Annotated in this window: 14 protein-coding genes; 8 read left to right on the forward strand and 6 right to left on the reverse strand. The window is 50.0% G+C overall.

The features are described 5' to 3' along the window. Nucleotides 1–3 precede the first annotated feature (3 nt). The 5 genes from sufC (at nucleotide 4) to H6G89_RS27255 (ending at nucleotide 4,604) form a co-directional block, all read left to right on the forward strand. A complete protein-coding gene (gene sufC, locus H6G89_RS27235; RefSeq protein WP_190512551.1) occupies nucleotides 4–792 on the forward strand; it encodes a Fe-S cluster assembly ATPase SufC in 789 nt (262 codons plus the stop codon). Continuing rightward, nucleotides 789–2,114: a Fe-S cluster assembly protein SufD gene (sufD, locus tag H6G89_RS27240; protein WP_190512553.1), complete on the forward strand. Its 1,326-nt coding sequence runs from the start codon at nucleotides 789–791 to the stop codon at nucleotides 2,112–2,114. Before sufC ends, sufD begins: the two co-directional genes overlap by 4 nt. A gap of 55 nt (nucleotides 2,115–2,169) precedes the next feature. Then, nucleotides 2,170–3,432: a SufS family cysteine desulfurase gene (locus H6G89_RS27245; RefSeq protein ID WP_190512555.1), complete on the forward strand. Its 1,263-nt coding sequence runs from the start codon at nucleotides 2,170–2,172 to the stop codon at nucleotides 3,430–3,432. Nucleotides 3,433–3,634: 202 nt separating this feature from the next. Continuing rightward, on the forward strand, nucleotides 3,635–4,111 hold the full coding sequence (locus H6G89_RS27250) for a TspO/MBR family protein (protein ID WP_190512558.1): 477 nt from the start codon (nucleotides 3,635–3,637) through the stop codon (nucleotides 4,109–4,111). 46 nt (nucleotides 4,112–4,157) lie between these two features. After that, nucleotides 4,158–4,604 carry a hypothetical protein gene (locus H6G89_RS27255; RefSeq protein ID WP_190512560.1) on the forward strand — a complete coding sequence of 149 codons (447 nt, stop codon included), beginning with the start codon at nucleotides 4,158–4,160 and terminating at the stop codon, nucleotides 4,602–4,604. A gap of 91 nt (nucleotides 4,605–4,695) precedes the next feature. Here the strand turns inward: H6G89_RS27255 and H6G89_RS27260 are convergent, their stop codons facing one another. The 5 genes from H6G89_RS27260 to H6G89_RS27280 all read right to left on the reverse strand — a co-directional run bounded on the left by H6G89_RS27260 (nucleotide 4,696) and on the right by H6G89_RS27280 (nucleotide 11,598). Continuing rightward, entirely contained in the window at nucleotides 4,696–5,181 is a 486-nt protein-coding gene (locus H6G89_RS27260; protein ID WP_309230107.1) for a response regulator, read from the reverse strand. A gap of 4 nt (nucleotides 5,182–5,185) precedes the next feature. After that, entirely contained in the window at nucleotides 5,186–7,081 is a 1,896-nt protein-coding gene (locus tag H6G89_RS27265; protein ID WP_190512562.1) for a PAS domain S-box protein, read from the reverse strand. Next, the gene (locus H6G89_RS27270) at nucleotides 7,078–9,987 is read right to left on the reverse strand and encodes an EAL domain-containing protein (RefSeq protein WP_190512564.1); all 2,910 of its coding nucleotides are present in this window, start codon (nucleotides 9,985–9,987) and stop codon (nucleotides 7,078–7,080) included. The genes H6G89_RS27265 and H6G89_RS27270 overlap by 4 nt, the downstream gene beginning before the upstream one ends. A 424-nt stretch (nucleotides 9,988–10,411) precedes the next feature. Continuing rightward, nucleotides 10,412–10,723 (reverse strand): hypothetical protein, encoded by a 312-nt coding sequence (locus H6G89_RS27275; RefSeq protein WP_190512566.1) that lies wholly within the window; start codon nucleotides 10,721–10,723, stop codon nucleotides 10,412–10,414. A 170-nt stretch (nucleotides 10,724–10,893) separates the two neighbouring features. Continuing rightward, nucleotides 10,894–11,598, reverse strand: a complete 705-nt coding sequence (locus H6G89_RS27280) for an N-acetylmannosamine-6-phosphate 2-epimerase (RefSeq protein WP_190512568.1) — start codon at nucleotides 11,596–11,598, stop codon at nucleotides 10,894–10,896. An 84-nt stretch (nucleotides 11,599–11,682) separates the two neighbouring features. Here H6G89_RS27280 and psb35 point away from each other — a divergent pair, with 84 nt between their 5' ends. After that, complete coding sequence (gene psb35, locus H6G89_RS27285; protein WP_190512570.1) at nucleotides 11,683–11,892, forward strand: photosystem II assembly protein Psb35; 210 nt, start codon at nucleotides 11,683–11,685, stop codon at nucleotides 11,890–11,892. A gap of 85 nt (nucleotides 11,893–11,977) precedes the next feature. Here psb35 and H6G89_RS27290 read toward each other — a convergent pair whose 3' ends face one another. After that, nucleotides 11,978–13,339, reverse strand: coding sequence for a 16S rRNA (cytosine(967)-C(5))-methyltransferase (locus H6G89_RS27290; protein WP_190512572.1), 1,362 nt, complete (start codon nucleotides 13,337–13,339; stop codon nucleotides 11,978–11,980). Between the two features lie 281 nt (nucleotides 13,340–13,620). Between H6G89_RS27290 and H6G89_RS27295 the strand changes: the two genes are divergently transcribed. Next, a complete protein-coding gene (locus H6G89_RS27295) occupies nucleotides 13,621–14,964 on the forward strand; it encodes a glycosyltransferase family 2 protein (protein WP_190512574.1) in 1,344 nt (447 codons plus the stop codon). Nucleotides 14,965–15,067: 103 nt separating this feature from the next. Next, nucleotides 15,068–15,790 carry a class I SAM-dependent methyltransferase gene (locus tag H6G89_RS27300; RefSeq protein WP_190512576.1) on the forward strand — a complete coding sequence of 241 codons (723 nt, stop codon included), beginning with the start codon at nucleotides 15,068–15,070 and terminating at the stop codon, nucleotides 15,788–15,790. Nucleotides 15,791–15,800 lie beyond the last annotated feature (10 nt).

Below are 15,800 nucleotides of genomic sequence, written 5' to 3' on the forward strand. Positions count from 1 at the left end.
GTAGTGATTGTTGAAAACAGCAAAACCGTTTTGTCGGTCAAAAATTTAACGGCTGAGGTGGATGGTACACCCATCCTTAAAGGGCTGAATCTGGAGATCAAAGCCGGAGAGATCCACGCCATTATGGGACCGAATGGTTCCGGCAAAAGCACCTTCTCGAAAGTTCTGGCAGGGCACCCTCAGTACACCGTGACTGGGGGTGAAGTGACCTATCTGGGTCAAGACCTGCTGGAAATGGAACCCCAAGACCGGGCGCGATCGGGCGTGTTTCTGGCATTTCAATACCCGTTGGAAATTCCCGGCGTCAGCAACCTTGACTTTTTGCGGGTGGCGTACAACTCCAAGCGCAAACACGAGGGATTAGAAGAACTGGATGCCTTTGATTTTGATGATCTTGTGCGGCAAAAGCTGGATGTCGTCAAAATGAACCCTAATTTCCTCAATCGCAGTGTGAATGAGGGTTTTTCTGGGGGCGAGAAGAAGCGCAATGAAATTCTCCAGATGGCGTTGCTGGAACCGACTCTGGCGATTCTGGATGAAACAGATTCAGGGCTAGACATTGACGCACTCAAAATTGTCGCCAGCGGAGTCAATCAACTTTCAACTCCTGACAACTCAATCTTGCTGATCACCCACTACCAACGCCTGCTCGACTACATCGTGCCTGATTACGTGCATGTGATGGAGGGCGGACGTATTCTCACCACGGGTGGCAAAGAGTTGGCATTGGAACTGGAAGCACGAGGTTATGACTGGGTGCGCGAAGAAGAAGCGGAGGCAGCCCTGTCATGACGATTCAAACTTCCGGTGTTGCAACGGTTCAGCGAGGAGATGAGCGGGCTGCTTACCTACAGTCCCTTCTGGCTCTCCGTCCAACCATCAACAGCCCTTCGTTACAGCCAGAAACTCAACCCTGGTTGCAATCCCTGCGAGACAGTGCAGCCGCTAGAGTTCAGGAACTGGCGATTCCCTCGACTCGTGATGAAGAGTGGCGGTTCACGGATCTGTCACCGTTGGTACAGACCTCTTTTCGGGTGGGCGATCGCTCACCCCACATTACCGACATTGAAGCATTCAAACTGCCTGAAGCCGAGTGCCGCTTAGTCTTCATTGACGGCATTTTTGCCCCTGAGCTATCCACGCCCGTTGCTCAAGCTGGAATGGTCGCTGGAAATCTAATCGGTGGTCAGTATACGCAGCCGCTACAACACTATCTAGGCAAACAGTCTGGCACAGAGGAAGTCTTCACAGCACTCAATACAGCCAGTTTTCAGGATGGTGCGGTGATTTGGGTATCGAAAAATCAGAGCATTGAGCAACCCATCCACCTGCTCTTTATCTCCACAAGTCAGGCCGATTCCACTATCTCTCATCCGCGCTGTCTGGTCGTAGCTGAAGCCAACAGTCGCGCTACCGTGCTTGAAGAGTATGTCTCACTAGATCACGGCGGTTATTTCACCAATCCCGTGACGGAAATCTGGCTCGCCGAGAACGCTGAGGTAAACCATACTAGAGTTCAGAGGGACAATCAGGCTGCCTTTCACATTGGCAAAACGGCTGTTTCCCAGGCTCGTGACTCTCGTTATACCTGCAATGCAGTCAGTTTAGGTGGCAAGCTTTCACGTCACAATCTAGAGATTTACCAGACCGGAGAGCAGACTTTCACCGCATTGAATGGGTTGACGATGATTCGGGGAGAACAGCTTTCTGACACCCACAGTGCGATCGCCCTGACAAAGCCCTATGGCAGCACCCGTCAACTGCACAAATGTATCATCGATGACCGGGCACACGCTGTTTTTAACGGTAAGGTATTTGTACCCAAGGCAGCACAACTGACAGATGCCGGACAACTCAACCGCAACCTGTTGCTCTCTTCGAAAGCACGGGTAGACACTAAACCCCAGCTTGAGATCGTGGCAGATAACGTGAAATGTACTCACGGGGCAACGGTTGGTCAACTGGATGCAGATGAGATCTTCTATCTACAAAGCCGAGGCATTGATGCCGACACTGCCCGCAACCTGCTGATTTATGCCTTTGCCTACGAAATTCTAGAGCAAATTCCGTCGAGTGCTCTCCAAAAAACTCTGGCTCAACTCATTTCCAATTAGTAATAGTTTTGGTTGCTTCTTAATCGCCCTACGTTCTACCTCACCCCTTGCTCCTATGACTCTCGCTCAAGAAAGAACCCTCGCTGCAAAAGTCCGTGCTGACTTCCCGATCCTGCACCAGGAGATTCATGGCAAACCGCTGATTTATTTTGATAATGCGGCTTCCTCGCAGAAACCCAGAGCGGTGATTGAGGCGTTGCAGTACTACTATGAGCATGACAACGCGAACGTGCATCGGGGCGTTCACACGCTGAGTTCACGCGCAACTGACGCTTATGAAGGGGCACGGGACAAAGTCGCTGCCTTTGTCAACGCTGCCTCTCGCAACGAGATTGTCTACACGCGCAACGCGTCTGAGGCGATTAATCTGGTTGCCTATGCCTGGGGTTCAACCAACCTGACTCCGGGGGATGAGATTATCCTGTCAGTGATGGAGCACCACAGCAACCTGATTCCCTGGCAAATGCTGGCAGCCCGGACTGGAGCCGTGTTGAAGTTTGTTGAACTGACTGACACTCAAGAGTTTGACCTGGAGCATTTTAAGTCGTTGCTCTCTGACAAAACCAAGCTCGTTTCCGTGGTGCATGTGTCTAACACGCTGGGTTGCATTAACCCGGTCGAGGAGATCACGGCACTAGCCCATCAGTACGGCGCAAGAGTCTTGATTGATGCGTGTCAGAGCGTGCCCCACATGCCAGTTGACGTGCAGACGATCGATTGTGATTGGCTAGTGGCGTCGGGTCACAAGATGTGTGCTCCCACAGGCATTGGCTTCCTCTACGGAAAGTTGGATGTGTTGCGATCGATGCCTCCGTTTTTGGGTGGGGGTGAGATGATTGCCGATGTGTTCCTCGATCACTCGACCTATGCGGATCTGCCCCACAAGTTTGAGGCAGGTACTCCCGCCATTGCTGAGGCGATCGCCCTCGGTGCAGCAGTCGATTACTTAGGCAGCATCGGCATGGATGCCATTCACGCTTACGAAGCTGAGCTAAACGCCTATCTCTGGCAACAACTGCTGCCGATTTCTGAACTGCGCTTGTTAGGCCCCAAACCCGATGCCAATGGCGAAGGTCGCGCTGCTCTTGCCTCCTTTACGGCCGGAACCGTTCATCCCCACGATCTCTCCACCATTCTGGATCAAGCCGGAATTGCGATTCGAGCAGGGCATCACTGCACTCAACCATTGCACCGCCATCTTGGGGCACAATCCACCGCCAGAGCCAGTTTGTATTTCTACAACACCCGCGAAGAGATCGATACCTTTATCGTGACCTTGAAAGAGGCGATCGATTTCTTTGGCAACATCTTCGGATAAAAGACGTTGCAAAAATAAGTTTCTCGTTCCTAGATCCTGCTTGGAAACGCGGTCTGTATAACAACGCGGTCTGTATAACATTGTTTGCAGAGAGACTGATCTGGAGATTGATTCAAACCCCTGAGCAATCTGCAAGGATTATTTTGGTTCCGTCCTCACTGCGGGTGGAATCACATATCATCCTGGCAGCTAAGGACAAGTCATGATCAAATCTTGGATGGTCATTGGAGGAGTGGCGATCGCACTTGCCATTCTCAGTAATGTTTTCTTAAGACCAAAGGGGGTCAAGTGGTTTGCCCGTTTGCGGCGACCCCGTTGGTTAACGTTTGAGAAACTCATCCCCATTATTTGGACAATTGTGTTTACCTGTGCTGCCTGGTCAGCCTATCTCGTTTGGGAACGAGAACCCGGCACACCCAAAACCTGGTTCATGATGGGACTTTACATCTTGTTAGAAGTTGTAACGCTTTCCTACAATACGGTGATGCTTGCGTTGCGGAGTCTCAAAGTTGGTGTAATCATTGGCGGTGCGGGTGCTATCTTGGCACTATTGCTCGCTGCAACAGTTTTGCCACTGTCTGGGTTAGCGGCTGCACTCTTAATCCCCTATCTGTTGTGGAGTCCGATTGGCACTTACACCACCTGGGAAATGATGCATCTCAATCCAGCCGATGTCTAACTGCCCTGGATCAGCAGAGCAACGTAATCACTGTAGGAGAATGTGAATGCCTTCTTTTCGTAAGCGTGGGATCGTTATCTCGATGCTTGCTGCCGTAAGTGTTTTAGCAGCAAGTTGTGGTGAAAGTAAAGTTTCCCAATGCAACAAACTCATTGAGGTCGCTAATAAGGCAGTATCAGATGTTCAAGCCATCACGACGAGTGCCAATCCTCAAGATGTGAATGCAATGACCCAAATTGCGGAAACCGCAGATCAAGCCAGGGCATCTATGGAAGCTTTGGAGTTATCTGATGAGTCACTCCAAGCCTTTAAGCAACGGTTTGTAACGATGTATGCCGATACGAGCAAAGCAACCCGTGACCTGGTCACGGCGGTCAATGCAAACAATAGCCAGGGTGCAGAAGCGGCATACACTGCTCTACAGACAGCAACTGACCAGGAGACCCCATTGGTGAATGAGGTCAATACTTATTGTGGTGGCACAGCTCAATAGAGCCTGTGCTGCTTTGAGGAATAGAGGGATAGAGGAGTAAAGGAGTAAGGTGGAGTGTATTATTTTCTCTTCCATCCCTACGCTTCACTCTCTATTCCCCTTTTCCTGGTTCCTCTTGCCGACTGTCATCAGGAGGCAATTCGACGATCTCAAACCAGTATTGCCCGATCGCTTTCATCACGTTAACGAGCGACTCAAAAGTCACAGGCTTTGTAATATACGAGCTAGCTCCCAGATTGTAGCTGCGGTATATATCCTCTTCAGTTTTGGACGTGGTTAATACAACAATTGGAATGTGACGTAACTCTGGAGATGCTTTAATTTCTCTCAATGCTTCGCGTCCATCTTTGCGCGGCATATTCAGATCGAGCAAAATCAGCCCAGGTCGTGGAGCACTTCCAGCTTGAGCATAGCGACCCTGCTGATACAGATATTCCATCAATTCTTCACCATCGGCAACGAATTGTAAGTCGTTCATCAAGCGACATTCTGCTAATGCCTCGCTTGCCAACATGCGATCGTCTTCGTCATCATCTGCCATCAAGATTGTGATGGATCGATGCGGTTTATGTGCCACGAATTCACCTCACATTGCTTACAGGTAAGGTCACCACAAATGTGGCTCCCTGTCCGGGAGTACTGTGGGCTTGAATTTGCCCTCCATGTCGTTCAACGATCCTACGGCAAATGGCTAACCCAACCCCGGTGCCTTCATATTCACTATGGCTATGAAGCCGTTGAAAAACGGTGAAGATGCGATCGAGATATTTTTCATCAAAGCCAATGCCATTGTCTGACACGGTAATTTGGCACTGCTTATGGGTGCTCTGAGAAACCGCTGAATTTGAGTCTGTGGAAAGGATTTGAGCGTTGATTTGGACTATGGGAGGAGCTTGACTGTGGAATTTGAGAGCATTGCTGATCAAGTTTTGGAACAGTTGTCGCATTTGCAATGGATCAGCATCAACGGTTGGCAAATCTCCGACGTTGACCTGTGCCCCTACCTGTTGAATTTGAATTTCCAGGTCTGACAAGACATCTTGCACCGTTATTGTCAGATTTACGGGCACGAATGGTTGTGCCTTGGTGGTAACGCGAGAAAACATGAGTAGGTCGTTAATCAGCGTTTGCATCCGGTTTGCTGCATTTTGCATCCGTTGCAGGTAATCCTGTCCTTCATGGGTCAGAACCTCGGCGTATTTGGCTTTGAGGCGATCGCCAAATGCCTGAATCTTGCGGAGTGGTTCCTGCAAATCATGGGACGCCACAGAGGCAAAATCCTGCAATTCGCGATTGCTGACTTCCAGGCGCAGAGCCACTTGTCTGAGTTCTAGTTCAATCCGTTTGCGATCGCTAATGTTGATACTGGTGCCAATCAAGCGGTAAATGCGGTTTTGCTCGTTGTACAACGGGGTCAATTTCGTGATCCACCAGGTGTCTACCCCTTCAAAAGGGAGGCATTCCTCATAGGTGATAGGTTTGCCAACGGTAACGCACTCTTGATATCGCTGTCGAACGGCGATCGCTGCCGCTGGGGGCAACACATCTTCTGGTGTTTTACCCAACAGTTGTTCCAGGGCAATTCCAGTGAGTTGGGCATGGGTAGGATTAATGCCTGCAAATCGAAAATCTCCCGTTTCGAGCACATCCACCACAAAGATGGAACCTGCAATGCCCTCGTAAATGCTCCGCAAAAATTCCTCACTCTGACGCAAAGCAGCTTCCGTCCTGCGTCGGTCGGTCACGTCTTCTGCCAGAGATGCAATGCCGATGATTTCACCATCCTCCGCCATCAACAGCGTGTTGTACCACTGACAAATGATAGTTTTTCCTTCTTTGGTGACATTGGGGTTGGTGTTGCGACTCCCACCCAACTGCCGCAGTAACTGTTGCCAGACCCGTTCCAGGTCATGGTGTGCATTCAGTGGCACGATTAAATCAAGAACAGGTTGCCCGATCGCCTCTTGTCGGCTGTAGCCAAAGATCCGCTCAGCGGCTGGGTTCCACTCAACAATGGTGCCGCGTCCATTACACTCAATAAACGCCAGAGGAGTCTGTTGAACGTGAAACGAGAGCCGCTGTTCTGACTGGCGCAATTGTTCTTCCGCCCGGACGCGATCGCTGACATCCTCAAACATCACCCCCAACCGCTGCTGCGACATGGGAAAGGCTCTGACGGAGTAAATGCGCTCAACTCGGTGGCGATCGCGATAGCGCAACTCTCCCAGATCACGAGATACACCTGAGCGAACCACCTCCGCATAGACTTCTGGCATCTCAATTTTGAGGAATGCTGGAAATGGGTCATATCCTTGTTGCAACTCTTCTTGCCGGGGAAGTCCCAAAATTTCTCTTGCTAAAGCGTTGATAGCAAGCAGTTGAAATGTAGCTGCATCATCAGGATGATCTAAGTGCCAAACGACCAACCCGACTGGCATCTGTTCAACCAAATCCGCATAGAGTTGAGAATCACTCATTGCAAGGAGACGACGTTACGAGGGGGCTCCCAGGTCAATTCCTTAGCAATCAATCGCTCAACCGCCTGGATGTCCAGTGGTTTTGAGAAGAAATAACCCTGCCCATACTCACATTTTAAGGAACGCAACTGGGCAACCTGCATTAAAGTTTCGACGCCTTCTGCGATGACATCCATTCCCAGGTTCCAGGCGAGGGTCATGATCGTCCGGACAATCGCCAATTGTTCACCATCATGGTCGATCTTGCTGATGAAGGAGCGATCGATCTTCAGGGTATCAATCGGGAAACGATGCAAATAGCTGAGGGATGAATACCCTGTGCCAAAGTCATCCATGGACAACCGAATGCCCATGGCTTGCAATTCTGACAACATCATGGCAGCCGAGTCTGTATTTTCCATCAACACACTTTCGGTAATTTCCAGCCGCAGGTATTTAGCACTCAGTTGAGTCTGACGCAGGATGTGTTTAATGTGAGTAATCAATTCCGGGGTGAACTGTTTGCCGGACAGGTTAACACTAACAGTTAACGGGAGTCTGTCAGGAAATTGCAAGTGCCATGCTCGCATTTGGGCACAGGCTTCCTGCAACACCCACAGGCCAATTGGAAGAATTAGCCCCGTCTCTTCAGCGATCGGGATGAATTCAGCAGGAGACACGATGCCGCGTTCAGGATGACACCAACGCAACAGAGCCTCAAACCCATCCAAACGACTATGCTTGAGCGACACAATGGGTTGATAGTAAATCTGCAATTCTTTGCGATCGATCGCCCGTCGCAGGTCAGTCTCTAGCTGCAAGAGAGCCACCGCAGACACATGCATTCCCCGATCGAAGATTTCATAGCGTGACTTGCCCAATGCCTTCGCTCGATACATGGCGGTGTCCGCATCCCGCAGCACATTTACTGCCGAGTCGTACTCATTGCCGCTGAGGGCAATGCCGATGCTGGCACTGGTGTAAATCTCATGCCCATCCAGATTAAACGGTTGGGATAACTCGTTTTGAATGCGGTCAGCAACCGATGTCACATCCTTGGAATCCTGAATGCCCTCCAACAAAATGACAAACTCATCGCCACCAAGACGGGCAATCGTATCACCGGGACGCAGACAGTTTGAGAGGCGGCGGGCGATCGCAATCAACAGGCGATCGCCCATCATGTGCCCCAGGCTATCATTGACCACCTTAAAGCGATCGAGATCCAAAAACAGGACTGCAAAACTGTAGTTTTGATGGCGTTGTGCCCACTGCACCACATAGTGCAACCGCTCCATCAGCAGCGCGCGATTTGGCAGGTCAGTCAACGTGTCATAGAGCGCATTATGCAACAATCGTTGCTCAGCCTGCTTGTGAGCCGTGATGTCGGTTTGAGAGCCAGCAAGGCGAGTGACGTTGTTTTCTGCATCTCGAACGGCTAACCCCCGACTCAACATCCAGCGATAGGTGCCATCTCGGTGACACATGCGATGTTCGTTTTCAAAATGGGGGGTCAACCCGTCGAGATGAGCCGTGATTTCGCGTTCGACTCGATGGCGATCTTCGGGATGAATGCGATTAAACCACTCAAACTGGTTTGCCCCAATCTCGTCTTCCCCATAGCCCAACATCGCTTTCCAGCGGGGTGAGAAATAAAAATCCCCGGTTTTCAGATTCCAATCCCAAATGCCATCATTGGCTCCCTGCACTGCCAGAGCATAACGTTCTTCACTCTCTCGCAGTGCCTCTTCTGAGCGTTTGCGTTCGGTCACATCTCGAAAGGTTACGACCGTTCCCATCAGTTGCCCATCTTCCCAGATAGGGTTGCTGATGTATTCCACCGAAAAACAAGTGCCATCCTTGCGCCAAAACACATCATTATCAACGTGATGCACAATGCCGTCGCGGAGCGTGGTTTCAATCAGGCAAGCAGCTTCCGGGGGAGGAAGCTCAGGATTCGCGTGATGCAAAATAGCATCAATCGGTTTGCCAATCAGCTCATCTACTTCCCAGCCCAACATGCGAGCCGCCGCAGGATTGAGAAAAATTCCATTGCCGTGCAAGTCTATGCCGTAAATGCCTTCTCCAGCCGAGTTTAGAATCAACTCATGCAAATGGCGCAACCGCTCTAATGCTTCTTCTGCTTGTTTGCGAGCCGTGACATCGTTTTGTAGCCCGATAAAACTGGTTAGCTTGCCTTGAGCATCAAACACCGGGTTAATTTGCAAGTCATTCCAGAAGGGAGTGCCATCCTTGCGGTAGTTCAGGAGCGTGCAGGAGATAGGTTGACGCGCAGCGATCGCCTGCCGAATTTCCTCAATCACGGTTGCATCGGTGCCCGGTCCCTGCAACATGCGACAGTTCTCTCCCATGATGTCTTCGGGAGTAAACCCTGTAATCGCTGTAAAAGCAGGGTTTACAAAGATCACCGGGTTGTCGGGTAGCTGAGGTGCGGTAATAACGACCCCTGTGGTTACGTTTTCAATCGCCAATGCCAGTTGATCATTGTCCCGCAGGGCTTGTCGCAGTTCCTCCAGCGTTCGGGCTCGTTCAATGGCATAACGAATCGATCGCTCTAGTAATAGAGCATCAAATTTTCCTTTAACCAGATAATCGGCAACCCCAACCTTCATCGCAGCGATATCAACATCCAGATCGCCCTGCCCCGTTACCAAAATCATCGGTGCCTTGCAACCTGAGGCGATCGCCGTTTGGATCAGCTCCAGCCCAGTTGTAGATCCCAGTCGATAATCGACCAAATAAACGTCATGCTGATTTTTAAGAATAATTTCTAAAGCTGCATCATCCGTATTGACCCAATCCAGGCTAAACCGACTGTGCTGAATTTCAGCAAATAACCCTTGGGTAATGATGAAGTCGTCCTCATCATCTTCGATAACAAGGACTCTTATGGGGTAATAAGACATAATCAAAATTAAAGTGTTATTTAAAACACATAAAGCCCTATCTGTATAGTTCCCTCAATTTCAGGCTTTTGCAAGATAATTTCAGGGCGGTTTTCGTTAAGAATGATTGCCGTCCAGAGTATAAAACTGAGAGAAATCAAGCAATTAAAGGATTAATCAACGAAAAAGAGGGGTTAGACCCCCTTTGCCTAATGACATTCACTTGGTGTAGAGGGATTTTTAGGACATCTTTTGTCTCCTTGAGCAGCTATAGGGCTGATAGGCAAGGGATGAAACCGATGACTATTGCCAAATTTGCTGTTTTTTGAATGTCCTAAAGACTTGGAGCGATCGCGGAAAAGAGCCGCAAAAGAACGAAGTCGAGGCTTATGTGAAAGATTTCGTAACGCGATGGTTCACCTTATGGCATAGATCATAGGCTGAATTATTCGTCCTCAGGGCAAAGCTTTACTAAACGCAGGAATGCAAAGGACTGAGGACTGAGAAATGAGAACTGAGGACTGAGGATTGAGGACTGAGGTTGAAAGGCAAGCAGTACATCATGTTGCAGCTTGAGAGATGCCCTAACAAACCGTTCAGTTGCTATGGCTGCGGTTAGACATTGGGGAATGCAGATGTAATTCTCAAAAATTGACCACCGCTGTAGGGGCGTTTCGCGAAACGTCCCTACAAAATTCATAGATTGGATCAGCAACACCGTTGCAGTTGAAACCGCAGTTATAGCCGTAGCTACCATTGTCAGGGCAACTCAAAGCCCATAATGAACAAGGAGCTTAATCCCCTTGTCCTATAGCCCTACGCATATGCATTAGGACATAAGGGGGTGTGGGGGCTGCGCCCCAGCCAGGGGTGGAACCCCTGCACCCCAAATTCCCACCCCTATTTACGACGAGTTGTACTTAGTAATCACTTCTGTATCGCGGCACGATATTGCTGCACGAGCAGGTCAATGCCTGTAATTGCCGTGCCTACCACGACCGCATCTGCCCCCAAGTCGAGTGCCTGTCGTGCCATTTGGGGGGACGAAATTCCTCCTTCACAAATAATAAATGCCTCAATTTGCGCCACAAGTTGATGAAGCAGATCAAACCCAGGGGGGGTCAGGTGGCGAGTAGCATCGGTATAGCCATAAAGGGTCGTACCGACGATATCGGCTCCTGCCTCAACAGCGGCGATCGCCCCTTCTAAGGTATCGACGTCTGCCATAACGGGCTTACTAAGTTGGGTGTGAATTTGTTCAATCAATGTGGCAACGGTTTCGCCACCGGGACGCGATCGCAGTGTTGCATCAATCGCGATGATATCGGCTCCGGCAGTGGCGATCGCTTCAGCATGCTCAAACTGCGGCGTGATGTACACGTCATAGCCCGAAATTTGCCGCTTCCATAGCCCAATGATGGGAACGGTGACTCGCGATCGCACTGCCTCCACATGAGCAGGGGTATCAATTCGCACTGCCACCGCCCCCCGGTTAACCGATGCCTGGGCGATCGCCGCAATCACCGACGGTTCGTGCAACGGCGAGTCAACCGGAGCCTGACAGGAGACGATCAACCCCTGCTGGAGTGGTTGCAGAATCGCAGAAAATTTTGTTGACGAAGAAACTGACATACTTAAGAAGGATGCCTCACCCTAGGTTCTCTTTATAGTCTGTTTTATAGTTTGAATTAGTCTTTGTATAGGGGTTAATTACACATGATGACTTTAATGGAAGCCGCCGCCGGGCTAGATAATGCGGGTGGTCATTTCCCTATTTCTTTTACGCTAGTGTATATCGTTGGTTTCATTGCGGCGGTAAGTATCGGGTCAATCGCCTGGTATAACTCTAAGCGTCCACCCGGATGGGAAGACAAAGAGCGTCCTGACATCGTTCCTGAAGTGGATGATGAGATCCAACAAAGTTAGGTTAGATGCTCAGTACAACCTGTCATAAGTAAAGTTGGTGGGGGCGAGCAGTTGTTCACCCCTACCGAAGCAATACCGAAGTTCTTTAACTTTCAGGCGATCGCCGCAATCGCACCATAAAAAATCCATCCATTTGATGGTGATGGGGCAAGACTTTTATCCATCCCTGGGGTGTGACAAATTGAGTAGCGGGATGATCCCCTGCGGGAGGCTCAATCTGCCAGTTGGGATGGTTTGCCAGGAAGTGTTGAGCGATCGCCTCATTCTCTAAGGGATGCAGGGTGCAGGTGGAATAGACAAGCACTCCTCCCGGTTTCACCCAGGTTGCTGCTTCGGTCAGCAGTTCCGTTTGCAGTTGGGCGAGTTCTACGACTGAATCGGGGGTTTGTCGCCACCGAGCATCTGCATGACGGTGCAACGTTCCCAACCCAGAGCACGGTGCGTCAATCAGCACGCGATCGGCTTGGTTAGCAAATTGGGGAATGTGACGGCTATCTTCAGTGCAAACTTGAATCGAGGTTAAACCCAATCGTCGCACGTTCTCTTGCAGGCGTTTGAGCCGAGAAGGGGTGCGATCGCACGCCCAAATCACACCGCGATCGCCCATAAGCTCAGCGATATGGGTTGTCTTTCCACCGGGCGCAGCGCAGGCGTCGATAATCGTCTCTCCAGGCTGAGGATCGAGCAGATGGCTCACCAGTTGAGCACTGGCGTCTTGCACTGCCCACCAACCCTCTTCAAAACCGGGGAGTTGTCGAATTGACCCCACAGGCTTGAGCAAGCGCAACGCATCCGGTAGGGGAGGAAAGGGGGGGATCGCAATACCTGCCTGTTGCATCACGGTTGCCACCTCTGCAACGGAACTCCGCAACCGATTCACTCGCAGATCAATGTGCGGGGGTTGATTGAATGCCTGACAGAGCGCGGCGGTGTCTGCCCAGCCAAATTGCTCTAACCACACGCGCACAATCCAATCCGGATAGCTGTATTGCATCCCCAATGCCATGACCGGATCATCTGGCAGTTGTAGAGGGTCGGTCTGTTGCGGTTGACCGTTTTCACTTAAGCGGGTGTATTGCCGTAGCACCCCATTGACAAATCCGGTTAGCCCTTGCAAACCATTGGTTTTTGCTAACTCGACGGTGGTATTGACGGCCGCCGATGCCGGGATATGGTGCAAATAGCGCAATTGATATAAACCGAGATGCAAGATCAGTCTTAGATCGGGGGGTTGTTGTTGCGCTTTTTTGGTGGCGAGTTGATCGATGAGAGCATCTAATGTTCGTTGCTGTCGGACACAACCATACACCAACTCAGTGCATAGGCTGCGATCGAGGTCAGCTAGCACCTCGCGTTGCAACTCGCGATCGAGCGCAACATCGACAAATGCTCCTCGTTGCACTGCTCGGAGGGCTAAAAACGCAGATTGACGGGGATTTTTTGTCACAGACGGGTGGCAATGAACTGGGTGATAAGTTTCGCAAACGATAAGATTCGCAAAAAATGTATTATTATCTTTTTGACGTCCCTTTATTTTTTCTTTACAAAATTGCTTTCAGCAAGAAATTGTTCTCAATTGCTCACAACCTGGCAGTCGTAAGCTTGGCGATCGCAGTCTTACACCACCGTAAGCCTTCACCAGTCAACCTTCGTGTATTGTTTTGCTGTTAAGCAGACAACCGTCGAGAGCAAATTCAGGGATTCATTCACTACTATTCTAAAAACATTATGACGCGATCGATTTTAGAGAACCCCAAGCTTAACCGCAAAACGTCTCTTCAAAGCACGCTTCAAGATGGCGTTATTACCCCTCACTGGCGGCGACGGTTAACTAAATTCTATCGATCGATCATTCCCTCTCACATCCCTCCAGAGCAACAAATCTGGCTGCACAATACTCAAGATATTGTTGCTTTCAGTGAGCGACTGAAAGACCCTGACTACGACATTTCAACGATTGAATATGTCTTAATCGTTGACCCTGTGACTGACATTTACGACATTATTGAGTTCTTTTCCCAGTTACGTCGTAAGCTGCCCGACCATGCAAAGGTACTCTTCACCAACTTCAACTGTCTCTGGGCACCCTTGTTTGAATTAGCCGCTTCTCTTGGGTTTTCTAGACGTCGGGGCATTGGCAATTTCTATTTTGATAGCGATTTAGAATGCTTCCTGGAAATGTCTGGATGGGAGCACGTTAAAAAGATTCGGCGATTTATGCTGCCTCGTCAAATTCCAATTCTCAGTTCAATCTTTGACAACTTTTTGGTGCGTCTGCCAGGGTTACAAAATCTCTCGCTCAACAGCATTTTTATCGCTCGAAAAAGTGCAGAGGGTAGCCCCAGAGATTACTCAACAACAGTTCTTGTTCCTTGCAAAAACGAAGAAAACAATATTGAGGCGGTTATTCGTCGGATGCCCTCCTTTGGTCAATCTGTTGAGATCCTCTTTATCAATGACAAGAGCACCGATACAACCGAGGAAAAAATCCTCTACTTCCAGCAACGATTCCCCGACAAAAATATTGTTCTGGTGCAGGGCCTGGGCAAAGGTAAAGGCGAAGCCGTCCGGGAAGGGATGAAGTATGCAACGGGTGACATCTGTATGATTTTGGATGCGGATTTAACCGTCATTCCCGAAGACCTGCCTCAGTTTTATGAGGCGATGCGCCGCCGCCGCGCAGATTTCATCCACGGCACTCGCTTAGTCTATCCCGGTGAAGCCGGAGCAATGCGCTTTGCCAACATTGTCGGCAACTGGGGATTCTCCATCCTGTTTACCTATGTGCTGGAGGAGCGAACCACCGATACGCTGTGTGGCACCAAAGTCTACTGGCGGAGAGATTGGCAACTGTTTGAAGAGATGAAAACCAATTTGAAAAACACCGATGTTTGGGGTGATTACAACTTGATTTTTGGTGCATCTCGCTATGGCTTAAAGATTACTCAGTTGCCAGTACGCTATTTTGAGCGTTTGGAGGGCACTACCAAGATGACGAAACGCATCAGAAATGGTTTTATCATGCTGAGAGTAGTTTGGCAGGCTCTATGGTCTGTTAAGTTCATCTCTTAGCGGTCAGGGGCGTTACTAGCCTCTTCTCACCCAACAACCCTGCTTTCTGGGATATCTAGAAGCGATCGCCCCTTAGATTTGTTTTAACATCCTCTGCTTATCTATGAACCTGCAAGAACGACTCGAGCGAGAACGGCAACACGGTAAGGTGATTATCGCCACTGAAGAAAATAACTGGGGATGGAAAACCCCCGCAGGTCAAATTCGGTGGAAGCGTCGCTTTAATTATCTGGCACAGGCACTTCCCAACGCCGACGGTCAAGTCTTAGAAGTGGGGGCAGGTTCCGGCACCTTTACGGTGGGTTTGGCAGATGTCTACTCGAATCTGATGGCGATCGACATCAGCGAAGACCTGATCAACATTGCTCGAACGAGAGCACCCTCAGCCCAGTTCGCAGCAATGGATGCCCACAATCTGGAGGTTCCTGACAATAGCTTTGATGCGATTATCGGGTGCTCGGTGTTGCACCATCTCGACTGGAATCTCGCGCTCCAGGGGTTCTATCACAAGCTCAAGCCCGGTGGGGTAGTGCGCTTTTCAGAGCCTAATTTGTTGAATCCACAGATTTTCATCCAGAAGACGATTCCGCCAATTAAGAAACGGCTAGGCGATAGCCCTGACGAGTACGCCTTTACGGCATGGCAAATTCGGCGATCGCTCAAACGGGCAGGTTTCTCTCGCATCACTGTCACGCCGTACGAGTTTCTGCATCCCTCAGTTCCTGAAAAGTGGATTGATGCGGTGATTAAGTTAGAGACTTTAATCTCTAAAACGTTCCTCAAACAAATCGGCGGATCGTTGTTGATCGAAGCCTTCAAGCTGTGATCAGAAAACA

This window comes from Oscillatoria sp. FACHB-1407 (assembly GCF_014697545.1).
In the GTDB taxonomy this organism is placed as follows: Bacteria; Cyanobacteriota; Cyanobacteriia; order Elainellales; family Elainellaceae; genus FACHB-1407.